This window comes from [Empedobacter] haloabium (genome assembly GCA_008011715.2).
GTDB classification, from domain to species: domain Bacteria; phylum Pseudomonadota; class Gammaproteobacteria; order Burkholderiales; family Burkholderiaceae_D; genus Rugamonas; species Rugamonas haloabia.
This window is the reverse complement of the sequence record CP136508.1, coordinates 3,757,043-3,774,215: the sequence shown is the minus strand read 5'-3', so window position 1 is coordinate 3,774,215 and position 17,173 is coordinate 3,757,043. Positions and strand designations below refer to the sequence as shown.

Annotated in this window: 18 protein-coding genes; 11 read left to right on the top strand and 7 right to left on the bottom strand. The window is 68.4% G+C overall.

Features of this window, described 5'->3' with window-relative positions:
- The first annotated feature begins 88 nt into the window (after nt 1-88).
- The 3 genes from E7V67_016435 (at nt 89) to E7V67_016425 (ending at nt 2,271) form a co-directional block, all read left to right on the top strand.
- Nucleotides 89-1,318 carry an MFS transporter gene (locus tag E7V67_016435; protein WUR11300.1) on the top strand — a complete coding sequence of 410 codons (1,230 nt, stop codon included), beginning with the start codon at nt 89-91 and terminating at the stop codon, nt 1,316-1,318.
- 8 nt (nt 1,319-1,326) lie between these two features.
- Entirely contained in the window at nt 1,327-1,947 is a 621-nt protein-coding gene (locus E7V67_016430; GenBank protein WUR11299.1) for a metalloregulator ArsR/SmtB family transcription factor, read from the top strand.
- 63 nt (nt 1,948-2,010) lie between these two features.
- Nucleotides 2,011-2,271 carry a hypothetical protein gene (locus E7V67_016425; GenBank protein WUR11298.1) on the top strand — a complete coding sequence of 87 codons (261 nt, stop codon included), beginning with the start codon at nt 2,011-2,013 and terminating at the stop codon, nt 2,269-2,271.
- A 9-nt stretch (nt 2,272-2,280) separates the two neighbouring features.
- On the opposite strand, the gene E7V67_016420 is transcribed toward E7V67_016425, so the two are convergent.
- On the bottom strand, nt 2,281-3,465 hold the full coding sequence (locus E7V67_016420) for a multidrug effflux MFS transporter (protein ID WUR11297.1): 1,185 nt from the start codon (nt 3,463-3,465) through the stop codon (nt 2,281-2,283).
- A 179-nt stretch (nt 3,466-3,644) separates the two neighbouring features.
- Between E7V67_016420 and epsC the strand changes: the two genes are divergently transcribed.
- Nucleotides 3,645-4,577, top strand: a complete 933-nt coding sequence (gene epsC, locus E7V67_016415) for a serine O-acetyltransferase EpsC (GenBank protein WUR11296.1) — start codon at nt 3,645-3,647, stop codon at nt 4,575-4,577.
- A gap of 14 nt (nt 4,578-4,591) precedes the next feature.
- On the opposite strand, the gene E7V67_016410 is transcribed toward epsC, so the two are convergent.
- The 6 genes from E7V67_016410 to E7V67_016385 form a co-directional block, all read right to left on the bottom strand.
- Nucleotides 4,592-4,861 carry a DUF2007 domain-containing protein gene (locus E7V67_016410; protein WUR11295.1) on the bottom strand — a complete coding sequence of 90 codons (270 nt, stop codon included), beginning with the start codon at nt 4,859-4,861 and terminating at the stop codon, nt 4,592-4,594.
- A 160-nt stretch (nt 4,862-5,021) separates the two neighbouring features.
- Nucleotides 5,022-6,410, bottom strand: coding sequence for an LLM class flavin-dependent oxidoreductase (locus E7V67_016405; protein ID WUR11294.1), 1,389 nt, complete (start codon nt 6,408-6,410; stop codon nt 5,022-5,024).
- A complete protein-coding gene (locus E7V67_016400; GenBank protein WUR11293.1) occupies nt 6,407-7,225 on the bottom strand; it encodes a MetQ/NlpA family ABC transporter substrate-binding protein in 819 nt (272 codons plus the stop codon). The genes E7V67_016405 and E7V67_016400 overlap by 4 nt, the downstream gene beginning before the upstream one ends.
- An 8-nt stretch (nt 7,226-7,233) precedes the next feature.
- Nucleotides 7,234-7,908, bottom strand: a complete 675-nt coding sequence (locus E7V67_016395) for a methionine ABC transporter permease (GenBank protein WUR11292.1) — start codon at nt 7,906-7,908, stop codon at nt 7,234-7,236.
- On the bottom strand, nt 7,901-8,680 hold the full coding sequence (locus E7V67_016390; protein WUR11291.1) for an ATP-binding cassette domain-containing protein: 780 nt from the start codon (nt 8,678-8,680) through the stop codon (nt 7,901-7,903). Before E7V67_016390 ends, E7V67_016395 begins: the two co-directional genes overlap by 8 nt.
- Nucleotides 8,677-9,873 carry an acyl-CoA dehydrogenase family protein gene (locus E7V67_016385; GenBank protein WUR11290.1) on the bottom strand — a complete coding sequence of 399 codons (1,197 nt, stop codon included), beginning with the start codon at nt 9,871-9,873 and terminating at the stop codon, nt 8,677-8,679. The genes E7V67_016390 and E7V67_016385 overlap by 4 nt, the downstream gene beginning before the upstream one ends.
- Nucleotides 9,874-10,109: 236 nt before the next feature.
- On the opposite strand from E7V67_016385, the gene ssuE reads away from it, so the two are divergent.
- From ssuE to E7V67_016350, 7 genes are all read left to right on the top strand, one after another.
- A complete protein-coding gene (gene ssuE, locus E7V67_016380; GenBank protein WUR11289.1) occupies nt 10,110-10,655 on the top strand; it encodes an NADPH-dependent FMN reductase in 546 nt (181 codons plus the stop codon).
- A 29-nt stretch (nt 10,656-10,684) separates the two neighbouring features.
- Nucleotides 10,685-11,647: a sulfonate ABC transporter substrate-binding protein gene (locus tag E7V67_016375; GenBank protein ID WUR11288.1), complete on the top strand. Its 963-nt coding sequence runs from the start codon at nt 10,685-10,687 to the stop codon at nt 11,645-11,647.
- A gap of 8 nt (nt 11,648-11,655) precedes the next feature.
- Entirely contained in the window at nt 11,656-12,813 is a 1,158-nt protein-coding gene (gene ssuD, locus E7V67_016370; GenBank protein WUR11287.1) for an FMNH2-dependent alkanesulfonate monooxygenase, read from the top strand.
- A gap of 32 nt (nt 12,814-12,845) precedes the next feature.
- On the top strand, nt 12,846-13,607 hold the full coding sequence (gene ssuC, locus E7V67_016365; GenBank protein ID WUR11286.1) for an aliphatic sulfonate ABC transporter permease SsuC: 762 nt from the start codon (nt 12,846-12,848) through the stop codon (nt 13,605-13,607).
- 16 nt (nt 13,608-13,623) lie between these two features.
- The gene (locus E7V67_016360; protein ID WUR11285.1) at nt 13,624-14,412 is read left to right on the top strand and encodes an ATP-binding cassette domain-containing protein; all 789 of its coding nucleotides are present in this window, start codon (nt 13,624-13,626) and stop codon (nt 14,410-14,412) included.
- Between the two features lie 325 nt (nt 14,413-14,737).
- Entirely contained in the window at nt 14,738-15,313 is a 576-nt protein-coding gene (locus E7V67_016355) for a YceI family protein (GenBank protein WUR11284.1), read from the top strand.
- 80 nt (nt 15,314-15,393) lie between these two features.
- Entirely contained in the window at nt 15,394-17,172 is a 1,779-nt protein-coding gene (locus E7V67_016350; GenBank protein ID WUR11283.1) for an amidohydrolase, read from the top strand.
- The last annotated feature ends 1 nt before the right edge of the window (nt 17,173 follow it).

The window sequence follows — 17,173 nt, the reverse complement described above, 5'->3', positions numbered from 1 at the left end:
CCGGAAGAAACCCACTGGCGGATTCAGCGTCGCGAGATAAGTAAATAAAAACGTTTACTAATTGCCGCGCCAGCCGTACACTGGCCGCATGAAAACGCCCATCCTGATCGCCGCGGCTTGCCTGCTGGCCTTGCTCTCGACCGTCGGCACCTCGCTGCCGTATCCGATCCTGCCGCCTCTGTTCGCATCGGGGGCCGTCAACGACCTGAACAGCTTCCTCGGGCTGCCGCCCAAGCTGCTGTTCGGTATCGCGCTGACCGTGAACCCGGTCGGCCTGCTGATCGGCGCGACCTTGCTGGGACCGGTATCGGACCGCTACGGGCGCCGTCCCATATTGCTGGCCACCGCCTTCGGCGCCGCCGCCGGCCACGCCGTCACGGCCCTGGCGCTGCTGCTGGAGTCCTACCCGCTGTTCATTGTCGCGCGCTTCGTCACGGGCCTGATGGAAGGCAACAGCTCCGTCGCCCGCGCCTTGCTGGCCGAGCGCCTGGCCGGCCAGGAACGGGTGCGCGCGCTGTCGCTGCTGAACGGCGCCTTCCACTTGGGCTGGCTGGTGGGGCCGCTGCTGGCCGGCGTCACGGTCGGCTTCGGCATCACGGTGCCGTTCATCGTCGCCATCGCCGCGCTGGTGCTGGCCGGCGTGCTGGTGATGCTGGCCGTGCCGCCGGGCCGGCATGGCGCGCCCGTCGCACCGACGCAAGCCTCGCTGTGGCAGGTGGCGCGGCGCGACAACGTGCTGCACCTGCTGTGCCATCGGCCGTTGCGCACGCTGTTCGCCATCCAGCTCGCTTGCAGCTGCGGCATCACGGCGTTCTACGATTTCTTCCCGCTCTGGCTGGTCGAGGTGGGCGGCTACGACACCGCCCGGATCGCCATCGTCAACACGGCACTGTGCGGCGTGATGACGGGGGCGGCGGTTCTCGCCGGCCGGATCGTCGCCGCCGACCCGCTGCGCCAGGCCGCCTGGTATGCCTGCGCCATCGCGGCGGCGGTCGGCGCTGTCGCGCTGGGCACCCTGTGGGTGGGCATCGCGGCGATCGTACTGTTCGGCATTCCGAATGCGTTCTACAATGCGACGATGCAACCCTGGGCCGCGGAGCGCTTCGCTGCTTACGGTCAGGGCGCAGTCATGGGCCTGTTGTCGACGACGTTCTGCCTGGCCAGCATCGTGACGGCCCTGGCCGGATCGCTGCTGGTGCTGGTCGATACGCGGCTCGTGCTGGGCAGCGGTGCCGCGCTGTCGTTGTGGGCCGGCTGGCGCCTGCGGCGCTGGCATGCCGCATCGTCCGCCGCCCATCCTGTCAACGCCATTACCTGAACAAGCCGATGAATACCGCCGACCAGATCCTGTTCCTGCTGAAGACCCGCGGGCCGAATACCGCACAGCGGCTGGCCGAGATCCTCGACCTGACGTCGATGGGCACGCGCCGGCACCTGGAGGCGGCGCAGGAAAAGGGGCTGGTGAGCTACGAGGACGTGGCCGAGAAGGTGGGCCGGCCATCGCGCCACTGGCTGCTGACGGCCGCCGGCCACGCCCGTTTCCCGGACCGCCACGCCGACCTGACGGTGCAACTGATCGACCAGGTCAAGGCGCTGTTCGGCGAGCCGGCGATGGAACAGCTGATCGTCGCGCGTGAAGCGGCCAGCGAGGCCGCCTACCGCGCCGCCGTGGATGTCGAGGCGGCGCTGCCGGAGCGCGTGGCGGCGCTGGCCCACGTGCGCGACGCCGAAGGCTATATGGCCGAGGTGGCGACGGCGCCGGACGGCGCGCTGCTGCTGGTCGAGAACCATTGTCCCATCTGCGCCGCGGCGCGCGCCTGCCAGCAGTTCTGCCGCTCCGAGCTGGAGGTGTTCCAGCGCGTGCTGGGTCCCGATTGCAGCGTGCAGCGCACCGAACACCAGCTGGCCGGCGCGCGCCGCTGCGCCTACCGCATCGTGCCGGCCTGACGCGGCTGGCGCCATGTTTCGCGCCGCTCGTGTACAGTAGTCAAAAACACAAGGGAGGTTAGCATGGCAATGGAAGAAGAAGTGCGCCGCAAGTTCGTGGCCGAGGTCTGGCACCGCTTCGAGGAACTGCAGAACTGGGCGATCGCCAACTGGCCGGACAGCGAGCATCCGCTGTCCACGTCCGACTTCGTCGAGGGTCGCAAGGAAATCCTCGGGCTGGGCCTGCCGCCGGCGCAAAAGCTCAAGCAGGAGCCGCAGGCGGCGCCGGAACCCGAGGACGGCGGCCCGCAGTACCTGGACGTCACGCCGGCCCCGTGGCCCTGATCAGTCGGCTCAGTTCGGCTTGGCGTGCGTGCCGGCCTGCGCCAGCACCCACGCAAGCAGGCTGACGACCAGGCAGCCCAGCACGCCGCACGCCAGTTTGAAGGCGCTGTCGAACAGCAGCGGCGCCACCACGCCGGAGATCAGCGCGAACAGCGTCATCTGGATGAACGACTGCATCGACGCGGCCAGCCCGCTGTGGTTGGGGAAGTGGTTCAGCGCGATCAACGACAGCGGCGGCATCGCCACGGCCAGCGCCAGCGAATAGAAGAACAGCGGCAGCACGGCCCATGGGATCGTCGCCGCGAACAGGTAGGTATAGCCCACGTTGACGAGCGCCGCCACGGCCATCCCTGCATACGCTAGCCAGATCAACGCCTGCTGCGAGTAGCGGTGCGCCACCTTGCCCGAGATCGCCGAACCCACCACCATGCCCGCCACCAACGGAATGAACAGCCAGGCAAATGCCGTCTCCGGCAGGTGCAGGATGTGCATGACGAAGTAGGCGGCCGAGCCGATGTACAGCGCGAAGCCGCCGAACGCCACCCCCAGCGCGACCGCCAGCAGCAGGAACTGGCGATGGCGCAGGACCTTCAGGTAGTTGCCGGCGATGGTCGCGAAGTGCAGTGGGTGGCGGTCGCGCGGCGCCAGGCTCTCGGGCAGCCAGCGCCACACGGCGAACGTCATCACGGCGCCGAACAGGGCCAGGAACCAGAAGATCGAACGCCAGCCATAGGTCACCTGCAGCCAGCCGCCCAGGATCGGTGCGAGCGCCGGCGCCAGCCCGAACACCATCATGATGTGACCCAGGATCTTCTGCGCCTCGGCGCCGGAAAAACGGTCCTGCACGATGGCGCGGCCGACGACGGAACCCGCGCCCGAGGCCAGGCCCTGCAGTACCCGGCACACCAGCAGGAAGCCCAGCGAGCCGGCCACGGCGCCGCCCACGCAGGCCGCGATGTACAGCACCAATGAGACGAGGATGACGGGACGGCGGCCGAACGTGTCGGACAACGTGCCGTAGAACAGCATCATGAACGCGAAGCAGAACAGGAACAGCGACAGCGTCTGTTGCACGGCCAGCGGCGTCGCGCCGAATTCGGTGCCGATGGCGGGGAAGGAGGGCAGGTAGGTGTCGATCGCCAGCGGACCGACCATCGTCAGCCCGGCCAGGAGCACGGTAAGCAGGATTTGCATGGAAGGAGTATCGTTGTGGACGTTGTTGCAATCCGGGGCGGACATTTTACGCGAGCCCGGCCATCCTTGCAGGAGCCGGATGCATATCGTTATGCGCTGAGCGCATAACCACCAGCGAAATTATTCTTTAGAATGCACGGCCCGTTTCAGTAAGCTGACTTTTTATCACGAACCAGATCATGACTATCGACACCTTCGACGGTACCGGCGTCAAGCCGGCCCACTGGGACCTGGATGCGGTCGTCGCGGCCCTGCGCGTGTCGCGCGAGGCCACGCACAATATCCGCCACCAGCGCCGCATCCGCGAACTGCCGTCGCGCGAGGCGCTGACGACCATCGTCAACGGCCTGTTCGCCGTGCTGTTCCCGACCCACTACGGCCGTCCCAACCTGACGGACGAGAGCATCGACTACTTCGTCGGCGATACGCTGAACACGACCCTGAACCGGTTGACGGAGCAGGTGCGCCGCGGCCTGCAATTCGCCGACGGTGCGGAAGCGACGGAAGATGCGCTGACACGGCGCGCCCACGAGATCACGCGGCAGTTCGCCGCCAGCCTGCCGGACATCCGCGCCCTGATCGTGTCGGACGTGCAGGCCGCCTATGCGGGCGACCCGGCCGCCACCTCGATCGCCGAAATCATGCTGTGCTACCCCGGCACGATCGGCATCCTGCACTACCGGCTGGCGCACCAGCTGCACAAGCTGGGTTCCCCGTTCATCGCGCGCATGATCTGCGACATCAGCCATTCGCTGACCGGCATCGACATCCATCCGGCGGCCACGATCGGCGCCAGCTTCTTCATCGACCACGGCACCGGTGTCGTCATCGGCGAGACGGCCATCCTGGGCGAGCGCGTGCGCCTGTACCAGCACGTCACGCTGGGCGCCAAGCGCTTCCCGGCGGACGCCTCGGGCATGCTGATCAAGGGCACGCCGCGCCACCCGATCGTGGAAGACGACGTGGTCATCTACGCGGGCGCCACGATCCTGGGCCGCATCACGATCGGCGCCGGCTCGACCATCGGCGGCAATGTGTGGCTGACGCAAAGCGTGCCGCCCAACAGCAGCGTGACGCAGGCGCAGATGACGAACGACTGCAAGCGCGACTGACCGCGCGCTTGTCCTTACTCGGCGGGCGGCCCCACGTCGGTCGATTCCGGCAGCGTGAACTCGCCGCGCTCGAAGGCGGCCAGCACCTCGCGTGCCGCCGCCAGGTCCGGCGCGGGCACCAGCACCCGGGTGCCTCCCAGCGCGGGCGCGAGCAGGAAGTTGACCTGCACATGTTGGTCGTCGGCGACGACGGCGGCAATGCCGGCCGCGCGCAGGCAGCCGCACAAGAGGTGCGCCTCGGTGGGCACGAGGCGGCGGGCGACGAGCTGGTAGTCGGTGGTCATGAGGGCGCTCCGTTTCAGGCGATGCACCATGCTACCAGTTGCCAGGGTCTGTCCCCGCACGGGGACTGACCCTGAAGTTTGTCATCACCTTCCACGAAACGCGGACGAACTTCGGGGTCAGTCCCTTGCAGGGACAGACCCCGGCCATCGCGGCTTTTTCTCAAGCGGCCGACTGCAACGCCACCCCATCGATCCGTACCAGCCGCCCCGGATGCGATTCCGGCAGCCGGTCGCCCTGGCGGAACAGCTTGTGCCGCAGCGTGCCTTCCTCGTATTCGCGCCGGTAGCGGCCGCGCCGCTGCAGCTCCGGCACGATGTACTCGGCCACGTCGCGCATCGATTCCAGCGGCAGCGCGAAGGCCAGGTTGAAGCCGTCCACGTCGGTCTCCTCTTGCCAGGCGATCAGCTGGTCCGCCACCTGTTCCGGCGCGCCGACGAAGACCGGGCCGCGCCCGCCCAGGCCGATGAACTCGGCGGCGGCGCGCACCGTCCACACGCGCGCAGGATCGGCCGCGCTGAACGAGGCCAGGGCCGAACGGCCGGCGTCCGAATCGATGTAGCAGATGGTCGCATCGAGCGGGTAGCGGCTGAAGTCCACGCCGGTCCAGCCGGACAGCAAGGCCAGCGCGGCCTCGATGTCGACATGGCCGCGGTATTCCTCGTATTTCGCCCGTGCCTCGGCTTCGGTGGCGGCGGTGACGATCAGCGCCTGCGCGTACACCAGCAGGTCGGCCGGCCGGCGCCCGGCCGCCGTGGCGGCGCCGCGCAACTGGCGCACGGTCTTGCGCACCACGTCCTCGCTCGGGCCACTGACAAAGGTGCACTCGGCATGCTTGCCCGCGAACGCCGCGCCGCGCGCCGACGCGCCGGCCTGGTACAGCAGCGGCGTGCGCTGGGGCGACGGTTCGGACAAGTGGATGCCGGGCACGTCGTAGTACTTGCCGGCGTGCCGGATCGGATGCACCCGGGCCGGATCGGTATGGACGCGCGCCGCGCGGTCGCGCAGCACGGCGCCGTCTTCCCAGCTGTGCTCCCACAGCTTGTAGACCACTTCCAGGTATTCCTCGGCCAGGTCGTAGCGTTCGTCGTGGCCCAGCTGCCGTTCGAAGCCCAGGTTGCGCGCCGCACTGTCCAGGTAGCCCGTGACGATGTTCCAGCCGACCCGCCCCGCCGTCAGGTGGTCCAGCGTGGACATGCGGCGCGCGAACGTGTACGGATGCTCGTAGGTCAGCGCGGCCGTCACGCCGAAGCCCAGGTGGCGCGTGACGCCCGCCATCAGCGGCACCAGCGCCAGCGGATCGTTCAGCGGCACCTGCACGCCGCCGCGCAGCGCCGCGTCCACGCTGCCCTGGTAGACGTCGTATACGCCCAGCACGTCGGCCAGGAAGATGGCGTCGAAGCGGGCCGCTTCCAGCAGCTGCGCCAGCTCGGTCCAGTAGGCCGCTTCGGTGTAGCGGTGGCTGGTGTCGCGCGGATGCGTCCACAATCCCGGCGACTGGTGGCCCGCCGCGTTCATCTGGAACGCATTGAAGCGGATGCGTCGTGTCATTTGGTGTTCTCCAGCGCCAGCTGGTAATCGGTCTTGGCGTACTCGCGGAAGTGCTGGTTCGTCACCTGCAGGAATTCGCGCGAGCGGTAGGCCGCCGCGATGTCCTTGGCGAACTGCTTGTCCTTGTCGGCGGCGCGCACGGCCACCAGGTTGACGTAGGCCGGCGAGATCTGCTCCCGGATCAGCGCGTCCGCGAGCTTCAGGCCGGATGCCAGCGCGTAGTTGCCGTTGACGAAGGCATAGTCGGCATCCTGCAGGGAGCGCGGCAGCAGTGCCGCTTCCAGCGGCAACAGGCGGATCTGCTTGAGGTTCTGCGCCACGTCCTTTTCCGACGCGCGGATCGGATCGACACCGGCACGCAGCTTGATCCAGCCCAGTTTGTCGAGCAGCACCAGCGCGCGCGCCTGGTTGGTGGGATCGTTCGGCAGCGCCACCGTGGTGCCTTGCTTCGCCTCCGTCAGCGTCTTGTGCTTCCTGCTGTAGATGGCAATCGGTGCCGTGGGAATCGTCACCAGCGGCGCCAGCGCCAGCTTGTGCTCGGTGGCGAACCTGGTCAGGTAGGTGATGTGCTGGAACACGTTGGCGTCCAGCGAACCCTCGGCCAGTGCGAAGTTCGGTTGCACGTAGTCGTTGAACTCGACCAGCTTGACCTTGTAGCCCTGGCGTTCCAGGATCGGCTTGATGCCCAGCTTGATCTGGTCGGCGTACGGGCCGGCACTGGTGCCGATCACCAGTTCCTTCGGGTCTTTCGCCTGCGCGTCCAGCGCGAAGGCGACGGTGAACAGGGCGGGCAGGGTGCGGAGAATGCGGTGCATGATGTTCCTTAACGTTTGTCGAGATGGCGGGCGACGCGGTTGCCCGTCAGTTGGATCAGCTGGACGATGGCCACCAGCAGCACGACGGTCGCCAGCATGACGTCCGTCTCGAAGCGGTAGTAGCCGTAGCGGATGGCGAGGTCGCCGATGCCGCCGCCGCCCACCACGCCGGCCACGGCGGAATAGGACAGGAAGCTGATCGCCAGCACCGTCAGCGCCAGCACCAGGCCGGAGCGCGCTTCCACCAGCAGCACACGCAGCACGATCTGCCATTCGCTGGCGCCCATCGCATGGGCCGCCTCGATGACGCCGCGCGGCACTTCGCGCAGGTTCTGTTCGACCAGGCGGGCGAAGTACGGAATGGCGGCGCAGGACAGCGGCACGGCCGCCGCCAGCGGGCCGATCGAGGTGCCGGCGATCAGGCGTGTCAGCGGCACCAGCGCGACCAATAGCACGATGAACGGCAGCGAGCGCACCGTGTTGACGAACCAGCCCAGCGGCGCGGCCAGCCAGCGGTTGGCCAACGACTGGCCGGGCGAGACCAGGAACAGCAGCACGCCCAGCGGGCCGCCCAGCAGCACGGCGGCGGCCAGGCCGATGCCCAGCATCGTCAGGGTCTGGCCCAGCGCGGTCCACAGTTCGGGCAGCAGTTGCAGCCATTGGTCGAGGATATGTTCAGGCATGGCGGCGCTCCCTGGGCGCTGGAAGCAGGGCCAGCAGCTCGCGCCCCAGCGCGGTGGTGGCGATGTCCTGGCCCGGACGCAGCTCTTCGGCCACGACGCCGCCGTCGAAGATGGCGACGCGGTCGCACAGCGCCGCCAGCACGTCCAGCTCGTGGCTGACGATGACGATCGTCACGCCCAGCCGTGTGCGCACGTCGGCCAGCGTCTGCAGGATCTGGCGTGTCGTCTCGGCGTCCAGCGCGGACGTCGGCTCGTCGCACAACAGCACAGCGGGGCCGCTGGCCAGGGCGCGGGCAATGGCCACGCGCTGCTTCTGGCCGCCGGACAGCTGGGCCGGATAGCTGTGGCCCTTGGCGGCCAGGCCGACCAGTTCCAGGCAGTCGGCCACGCGCCGGGCGATGGCGTCGCGCGTGCGGCCGCCGTGGATGCGCAGCGGGAAGGCGACGTTGTCGTTCACCGTGGCGTTTTGCAGCAGGTTGAACTGCTGGAAAATCATGCCGATGTTCTGCCGCGCCGCGCGCAGCTCGCGGCGCGACAGCGCGGTCAGCTCCTGGCCATCGACGGTGACGGTGCCGGCATCGGGCCGCTCCAGCAGGTTGACGAGGCGCAGCAGCGTGGACTTGCCGGCGCCGCTGCGGCCGGCGATGCCGTAGATTTCGCCGGCGCCGATCGTCAGCGACACGTCGCGCACCGCATCGAGCGGCGCGGCGCCGGGCTGCGCGAACGACTTGCGCAGGCCGGCCAGGCGGATCAGGGGAGCCGTCGTCATCATGAATACGCGGTCGGTTCGGGCAGCGCGCCGGTCAGCGCGTGGCGGCCCAGGTCGCGGTATTTGTAGTCGACCGGGTCGTGCAGGGTATGCACGCGCGCGTTGCGCCAGTAACGGTCGAAGCCATATTTGGCCGAGGTCGAGCGCGCGCCGGTCAGCTCGAACAGCTGGCTGCCGATCTCGATGGCGGCGCGGTGCGCCAGCACCTTGGCCGTGGCGCCGGCCACCGCAAGCTCGCCCCGTTCCTGCGCGGTGACGAGCGCACCGCGCGCAAACAACTTCTCCAGCGCGCGGCCGGCGTCATCGGCCAGCACCTCGGCCGGGCGCAGCAGCGTCCACAGCTCGCCGAAGCGATGCTGCACGAAGGGATCGTCGGTGGCGGCGGCCACGCCGGACGAGAACCAAGGCCGGGCCTCGCCCGCCAGGTAGTCGCGCGCGGCGGCGAACGCGCCTTCGGCGATGCCCAGGTACAGGTTGGTCATGATCAGCTGTGCCACCTGCGAACGCAAGGTGGCCTGGGCGGTGGGCGCCACGCCGGGCGCCTGCAGCACTTGGCGCGCCGGCAGGTGGACGTTGTCGAAGGTGACGGTGCCGCTGTCGGTCTGTTTCTGGCCGAACGCATCCCAGTCTCCCCGCACCGCTATGCCGGCGCTGGCCGTCGGCAGGACGCCGATCAGGGCGCTGGCCGTGGGTTCGTGCCAGGCCGATAGCGTCAGCCAGTCCGAGCCCAGCGAACCGGAAGCGAAGCTTTTCACGCCGTTCAGCACGAAGCCGTCGTCGCTGGCGACGGCGACGGTGCGCTTGTCCAACGGGTTCAGGGCGTTGCCCCAGAAGAGATGCTCGGTGGCGCTGCGCCGCAGCAGGTCGCGCTGCTGGGCCGCGTTGCCGTACAGGGTAATGCCGGCCAATTGCAGGTGATGGAAGCCGAACACGTGGGCCAGCGCGCTGTCGGCGCGGGCCAGCGTGCGCACGGCGCGCAGTGTGACGTCCCAGCTTGCACCGAGGCCGCCGTGCTGCGTCGGGATCGACAGGGCCAGCAGGCCCGATGCCCGGATCAGTTCGCGCTCGGCGGCGGCATGGCCGCCCTGGCGGTCGCGTTCGATCGCGGTGGCTTGCAGTTGCCGGGCCAGGTCGGCGGCGATGTCGAGGGGATCCGGCGCTGCGGCCGGCAGGGGAATGGCTGGTAGTGCGCTCATGGGTATCGAGAGGTTCGTCAAAGTCATGGCGCCGGGTCGCAGCGCCGCCGGACCAGTATCGCGGTCGCGCGCGGGCGGCGTCCACGAACAATTGCGCGCTTCGATATGCCGAAAAATCATGCTGAGAAAATCACATATCGAACGGCGAAACCATTCCTTCTGCTTTGCCAGTTGCTGGCTTAGCCTAGCGCCTGTCAATCGTTTCGATCAGTGCACAGCACACAGAGGACACCACGATGAGCATCCTTCTTCTCGGCGGCAGCCCCGCCGTTCCTTCGACCACCGGCCGCCTGTTGCAGCACCTGGGTGAACGTCTGGCGGCCCTGGGCCATGCGACCAGCCGCCTGGACGTGCGCGACCTGCCGGCCCAGGCGCTGCTGCAGGCGGACACGAACAACCCGGCGCTGCGCGCCGCGCTGGCCCAGGTGGCGGTGGCCGACGCCATCGTCATCGGCACGCCCGTCTACAAGGCGTCGTTCTCCGGCGCGCTGAAGACTTTCCTCGACCTGCTGCCGCAGGACGGCCTGGCCGGCAAGGTGGTGCTGCCCATCGCCACCGGCGGCAGCCAGTCGCACCTGCTGGCGCTGGACTATGCGCTGCGCCCCGTGCTGCAGGCGCTGGAAGCGCGGCTGGTGCTGACCAGTATCTACGCGACGTCGCACCAGGTGCAGTGGAGCGAGCAGGGCGTGGCGCTGGCACCCGAGATCGCGACGCGCGTGACGGCCGGCGTCGCCGCGCTGGCCGACCTGCTGCCGGCGCAGCCGGCGCGCCAGGCGGCGTGAACGAATAACACAACGATAGTGGAGCAGTAATGAGCATGCATGACAATCGCGCCGTACGGCGGCGCACCCTGGGCCTGTTGTTCGCGGGCGCCGTTGCCGGCGCCTTGCCGCAGGCCCGGGCGCAGGCGCCGAAGACCATCCGCATCGGCTACCAGAAATACGGCACCCTCACCCTGCTGAAGGGGCGCGGCACCCTGGAGCAGCGCCTGGCCGGCAAGGGCATCGCCGTGCAGTGGACCGAATTCCCGGCCGGTCCGCAACTGCTGGAGGGCCTGAACGTGGGCAGTGTCGATTTCGGCACCGTTGGCGAGGCGCCGCCGATCTTCGCCCAGGCCGCGGGTGCGAACCTGGTGTACGTCGGCTATGAACCGCCTTCGCCGCGCAGCGAGGCGATCGTGGTGCCGAAGGACTCGCCGTTGAAAAGCGTGGCGCAGCTGAAGGGCAAGCGGGTCGCGCTGAACAAGGGCTCGAACGTGCATTACCTGCTGCTGCGCGCGCTGGAGCAGGCCGGCATCGCCTATGCGGACATCCAGCCGGTCTTCCTGCCGCCGTCGGACGCGCGCGCCGCCTTCGAGCGGGGCGCCGTCGATGCCTGGGTGATCTGGGACCCGTTCTTCGCGGCCGCCGAGAAGCAGCTGGGCGCGCGCATCCTGGCCGATGGCGCCGGGCTGGTGGCCAACCACCAGTTCTATCTGGCCGCGCGCGGCTGGGCACAGCAGAACCCCGAGTTGCTGAAACTCGTCATCGACGAGGTGGCGAAAGTGGACGAGTGGGGCCGCGCCAATCCGAAGGAGGTGGCGGCGTTGCTGGCCACGCAGACCGGACTGCCGCTGCCGGTGGTCGAACTGGCCACCACGCGCTACAGCTTCGGCGTCAAGCCGGTGGGAAGCGACGTGCTGCGCGAGCAGCAGAAGATCGCCGACGCCTTCGCCAACCTGAAACTGATCCCGAAGCCGATCGCCATCAGGGACGCCGTGCTGGCGGCCCGCTAGGAGCAGCCATGTCACTCAATTTGTTCTGGTTCATTCCCACCCACGGCGACAGCCGTTACCTGGGCACCTCGAAGGGCGCGCGCGCCGTCGATGCCGACTACCTGAAGCAGGTCGCCGTGGCCGCCGACACGCTGGGCTACGACGGCGTGCTGTTGCCGACCGGCCGTTCGTGCGAGGACGCTTGGGTAGTGGCATCGTCCCTGATCCACGCCACCAGGCGGCTGAAGTTCCTGGTCGCCGTGCGGCCCGGCCTGTCCAGCCCCGGCCTGGCGGTGCGCATGGCTTCGACGTTCGACCGGCTGTCGAACGGACGCCTGCTGATCAACGTGGTGACGGGCGGCGACCCGGCCGAGCTGGAAGCGGACGGCCTGTTCGCCGACCACGCCGAGCGCTACCAGATCTCCGATGAGTTCATCCGCATCTGGCGCGGCGCGCTGTCGGGCGAGGGCGGCGACGCCGGCTTCGACTTCGAGGGGAAGCACCTGAAGGTGAAGGGGGCGAAAACGCTGTATCCGCCGGTACAGAAGCCCTATCCGCCGCTGTACTTCGGCGGCTCGTCGGCGGCGGCGCACGAGCTGGCGGCCGAGCAGATGGATGTCTACCTGACCTGGGGCGAGCCGCCGGCCGCCGTGGCGGAAAAGATCGCCGACATCCGCCAGCGTGCCGCCGCGCACGGCCGCACTGTCAGGTTCGGCATCCGGCTGCACGTGATCGTGCGCGAGACCAATGAGGCGGCCTGGCGCGCAGCCGAGGAACTGATCTCGCACCTGGACGATGACGTCATCGCCAGGGCCCAGGCCACGTTCGCGCGGATGGACTCGGAAGGCCAGCGTCGCATGGCCGCGCTGCACGGCGGCCGGCGCGACAAGCTGGAAGTGTCGCCCAATCTGTGGGCCGGTGTCGGGCTGGTGCGCGGCGGGGCCGGCACCGCGCTGGTGGGCGACGCCGAAACGGTGGCCGAACGCATCCGCGAGTACCAGGCGCTGGGCATCGAGACCTTCATCTTCTCCGGCTACCCGCACCTGGAGGAGTCGTACCGCTTCGCCGAGCTGGTGTTCCCGCTGCTGGGCAAGGGCAAGGCCACGGGCGAACAGTCGATCACCGGGCCGTTCGGCGAAGTGATGGCGACCGACATCGTGCCCTCGGCCCCGCGCAAGGCGGCATGATGGGCGGCGCCGTGCTTGCCCCGCCGCGCCCAATGGCAGCGCTGCGCGCCGGCATCGCGTCCTGGCTGCTGCCGGTCGCGCTGCTGCTGGCGTGGGAGCTGTCGGCCCGTACCGGCTGGCTGTCCAGCCGCATCCTGCCCGAACCCTGGGCCGTCGCGCAGGCCTTCTGGGCGCTGGCCGTGTCGGGCGAATTGTGGACGCACCTGCGCACCAGCCTGTGGCGGGCGTTGTCCGGCTTCGGCGTCGGCGCCGGCGCCGGCCTCCTGCTGGGGCTCCTGACAGGCAGCTTTCGCCGCGCCGAGACACTGCTGGACACCACCCTGCAGATGATCCGCAATATCCCGGCGCTGGCGCTGATCCCGCTGGTGATCCTGTGGTTCGGCATCGACGAAAGCGCCAAGCTGTTCCTGCTCGCCGTCGGCGTGTTCTTCCCGGTCTACCTGAACACCTTCCACGGCATTCGCGCCGCCGACGCGCAGTTGATCGAGATGGCCCGCAGCTATGGCCTGCGCGGCTGGCCGCTGTACCGCGACGTGATCCTGCCGGCCGCGTTGCCGTCGATCCTGGTCGGCGTGCGCTTTTCGCTCGGCCTCGTGTGGGTGCTGCTGATCGTGGCCGAGACGATCTCCGCGCAGGCGGGCATCGGCTACATGACGATGAACGCACGTGAGTTCCTGCAGACCGACGTGGTGCTGGTGGGCGTGCTGCTGTACGCCTTGCTGGGCAAGCTGGCCGACCTGTTCGCCCGCGGCCTGGAACGCCGCCTGCTGCGCTGGAACCCGGCCTATCGCTAACCTACAGGGGATGAGCATGCTGCATGCCACGATACCGATCGATACCGAATTGTTTGCCACCGCCCCGGCGCCGGTCTGGCGCCGCGCCGACCCCGCGCCCCTGCGGCGGCAGGGCGCCGCGGTCACGCTGCAGGGCCTGACCAAGGCCTATGGCGAACGCACCGTGCTGGACGCCATCGGCCTGCGTCTGGCGCCGGGCGAGTTCGTCGCCGTGGTCGGCCGCAGCGGCTGCGGCAAGAGTACCTTGCTGCGCACGATCGCCGGCCTCGATGCGCTCGATGGCGGCCAGGTCGACGTGGGCGCCGGCACGACGGTGCGCATGATGTTCCAGGAGCCGCGCCTGCTGCCGTGGAAGACCGTGCTGGACAACGTCGCGCTGGGCCTGCAGGGTGCCGGGCCGCATGCGGCGGCGCAGGCACTGGCCGCCGTCGGCCTGGCCGACCGGGCCGACGCCTGGCCTGCCGAGCTGTCCGGCGGCCAGCGCCAGCGGGTCGCGCTGGCACGCGCCCTGGTGCACGAGCCGTCGCTGCTGCTGCTGGACGAGCCGCTCGGCGCGCTGGACGCGCTGACCCGGATCGAGATGCAGCGCCTGATCGAGGCGCTGTGGCGCAAGCGCGGCTTCACCGCCGTGCTGGTGACGCACGACGTACAGGAGGCGGTGGCGCTGGCCGACCGCGTGCTGCTGATCGAAGATGGCCGCATCACGCTGGACGTGGCGGTGGACCTGCCGCGCCCGCGCGCGCGCGGCTCGCGCGAGTTCGCCGCCGTCGAGAGCCGGCTGCTGGCGCGGCTGCTGGATGCTTGATGCGTCGGTTCCTCGGGCGCACTTGTCATTGGGGTCTGTCCCCGCAGGGGACTGACCCCGAAGTTGTTTGGCAATGCGGCGGATCGAGACCAACTTCGGGGTCAGTCCCGAAGGGACAGACCCCAACTTCCCCACCCGGGTAGCCCCGCCCGCATCCCTTTGGCAGATGGGCAGCCAATGCCCTATCCGCTACCATCATCTCGTTCGCCAGCGGGTTTTACTATCGAGTTTTTCGATAATAAAACGGTAAATTTTCCGTTTTACTCTCCGCCGTGCCCCGCGCATAATGCCTGGGTTCGTTAACCTCAGACTGGAGAGTTTTTAGATGAAAAAATTGATCGCCTTGAGCGCCGCCGCCGCCGCCCTGATGGCTTCCGTGGCCGCCCACGCCGCGCCGGAAACCTATGTCATCGACGACTCGCACACCTTCGCGCGCTTCTCGTACAGCCACCTGGGCTTCTCGACGCAGGAAAGCCGCTTCGACAAGACCAAGGGCAAGATCACGCTGGACCGCGCCGCCAAGACGGGTTCCGTCGACGTGACCATCGATGCGAAATCGGTCAGCACCGGCTCGGACCTGTTCAACAGCCATATCCAGGGCGCCGACTTCTTCGACACGGCCAAGTACCCGACCATCACCTACAAGTCGACCAAGTTCAACTTCAACGGCGACACGCTGGCGTCCGTGGACGGCAACCTGACGGTCAAGGGCGTGACCAAGCCGGTCACCCTGCAGGTCACGTCGTTCAAGTGCCAGCCGCACCCGATGGCGAAGAAGGATGCCTGCGGCGCCAACGCGACCGCCACCATCAAGCGCAGCGAATTCAACGCGGGCAAGTACGCGCCGAACGTCAGCGACGACGTGCAGCTGACCTTCGCGATCGAAGCGATCAAGGAGTAAGCTCCTGACGCGGCGTCGCACCCGCGACGCCGCGGTTGCATCGGTCGGCCCGTTTTTTTTGTAGTAAAGCCGAGGAAAACATGAAACGACTGATGCAACACGCTGCCATGCTGGCGGCGGGACTGGCCGCGTCCGGCGCGGCCACACTGGCTCACGCCGCCGACCTGATCGTGACGAACGCGAAAATCGCCACCATGGTGAAGGAAGGCGACTTCGCCCAGGCCGTCGCCATCGACGGCGGCAAGATCACGGCCGTGGGCAGCGCGGCGCAGGTCCTCAAGCACAAGAGCAAGAATACCCGCGTCATCGACGCCGGCGGCCGCACCGTCATTCCGGGCCTGAACGACTCGCACCTGCACATCATCCGCGAGGGCCTGAACTACAACGCGGAACTGCGCTGGGACGGGGTGACGTCGCTGCAGGCAGCGCTGCGCATGCTGAAGGAGCAGGCCGCGCGCACGCCGGATGGGCAATGGATCAAGGTCGTGGGCGGCTGGAACGAATACCAGTTCGCGGAGCGGCGCCTGCCCACCCTGGCCGAGATCAACGAGGCGGTGCCGGACAAGCCGGTATTCATCCTCTATCTGTACGGCCTGGGCTTCCTCAACCGCAAGGGCATCGAGACGCTGGGCTACGATGCCAACACCCGCTACAAGGACGGCGTGGTCGAGCTGGACGGGCAGGGCAAGCCGACCGGCCTGCTGGTGGCCAAGCCGAACGCACTGATCCTGTACAGCACCCTGGCCAGGACCGGCACGTTGGCGCGCGCGCAGCAAGCCAATTCCACTTTGCAGTACTACCGCGAACTGAACCGCCTGGGCGTGACCAGCGCGATCGACGCGGGCGGCGGCGGCCAGGCCTATCCGGACGACTATGCGGTCAGCCTGGAGCTGGCCAAGGACGGCAAGCTGACGGTGCGCACGTCCTATTACCTGTTCGCCCAGCAACCCGGCAAGGAGCTGGCAGACTACGAACGCTGGCTGGCGCAGACTAAACCGGATCGCAACGACCACCTGTTCTATGCCAACGGCTACAACACCGAGGGCGGCGGCGAGAACCTGGTGTGGAGCGCGGCCGACTTCGAGAACTTCCTCGAACCGCGGCCGGACATGCCGCCGCAGATGGAGGGCGAGCTGGAAGGCGTGCTGCGCCTGCTGGTGAAGAACCGCTGGCCGTTCCGCATCCACGCGACGTATGGCGAATCGATCGAACGCGACCTGGCCGTCATCGAAAAGGTCAACCGCGAGCTGCCGCTGAACGGGCTGCGCTGGTTCTTCGACCATGCCGAGACGATCACCGACGCGCAACTGGCCCGCGTCAAGGCCCTCGGTGGCGGCATCGCCGTGCAGAATCGCATGTACTATCAAGGCGAGGCCTACTGGCAGCGCTATGGTGCGCAAACGCGCCAGATGCCGCCGATCCGCACCATGCTGAAGATGGGTATTCCGGTCGGCCTGGGCACCGACGGTACGCGCGTCAGCAGCTACGGGCCATGGCCGTCGCTGTACTGGGCAGTCACCGGCAAGACGGCCGGCGGCCTGCGGATGTGGCAGCCGGACGATGCGCTCAGCCGTTTCGACGCGCTGCGCCTGATGACGCGCGGCAGCGCCTGGATGAGCGGCGAGGAAGACGTCAAGGGCACGGTCGCGCCGGGCCAGTACGCCGACCTGGTGGTGCTGCCGCGCGACTATTTCACGATGCCGGCCGACGGCATCCGCAGGCTGGAAAGCCTGCTGACGATCGTCAATGGCAAGGTCGTATATGGCGCCGGCCCGTTCGCCCCGCTGGCGCCGGCGGCGCCGCCGGTGGAACCCGCATGGAGCCCCGTCAAGGCGTACGGCGGCTTCCAGAACCGGTGAG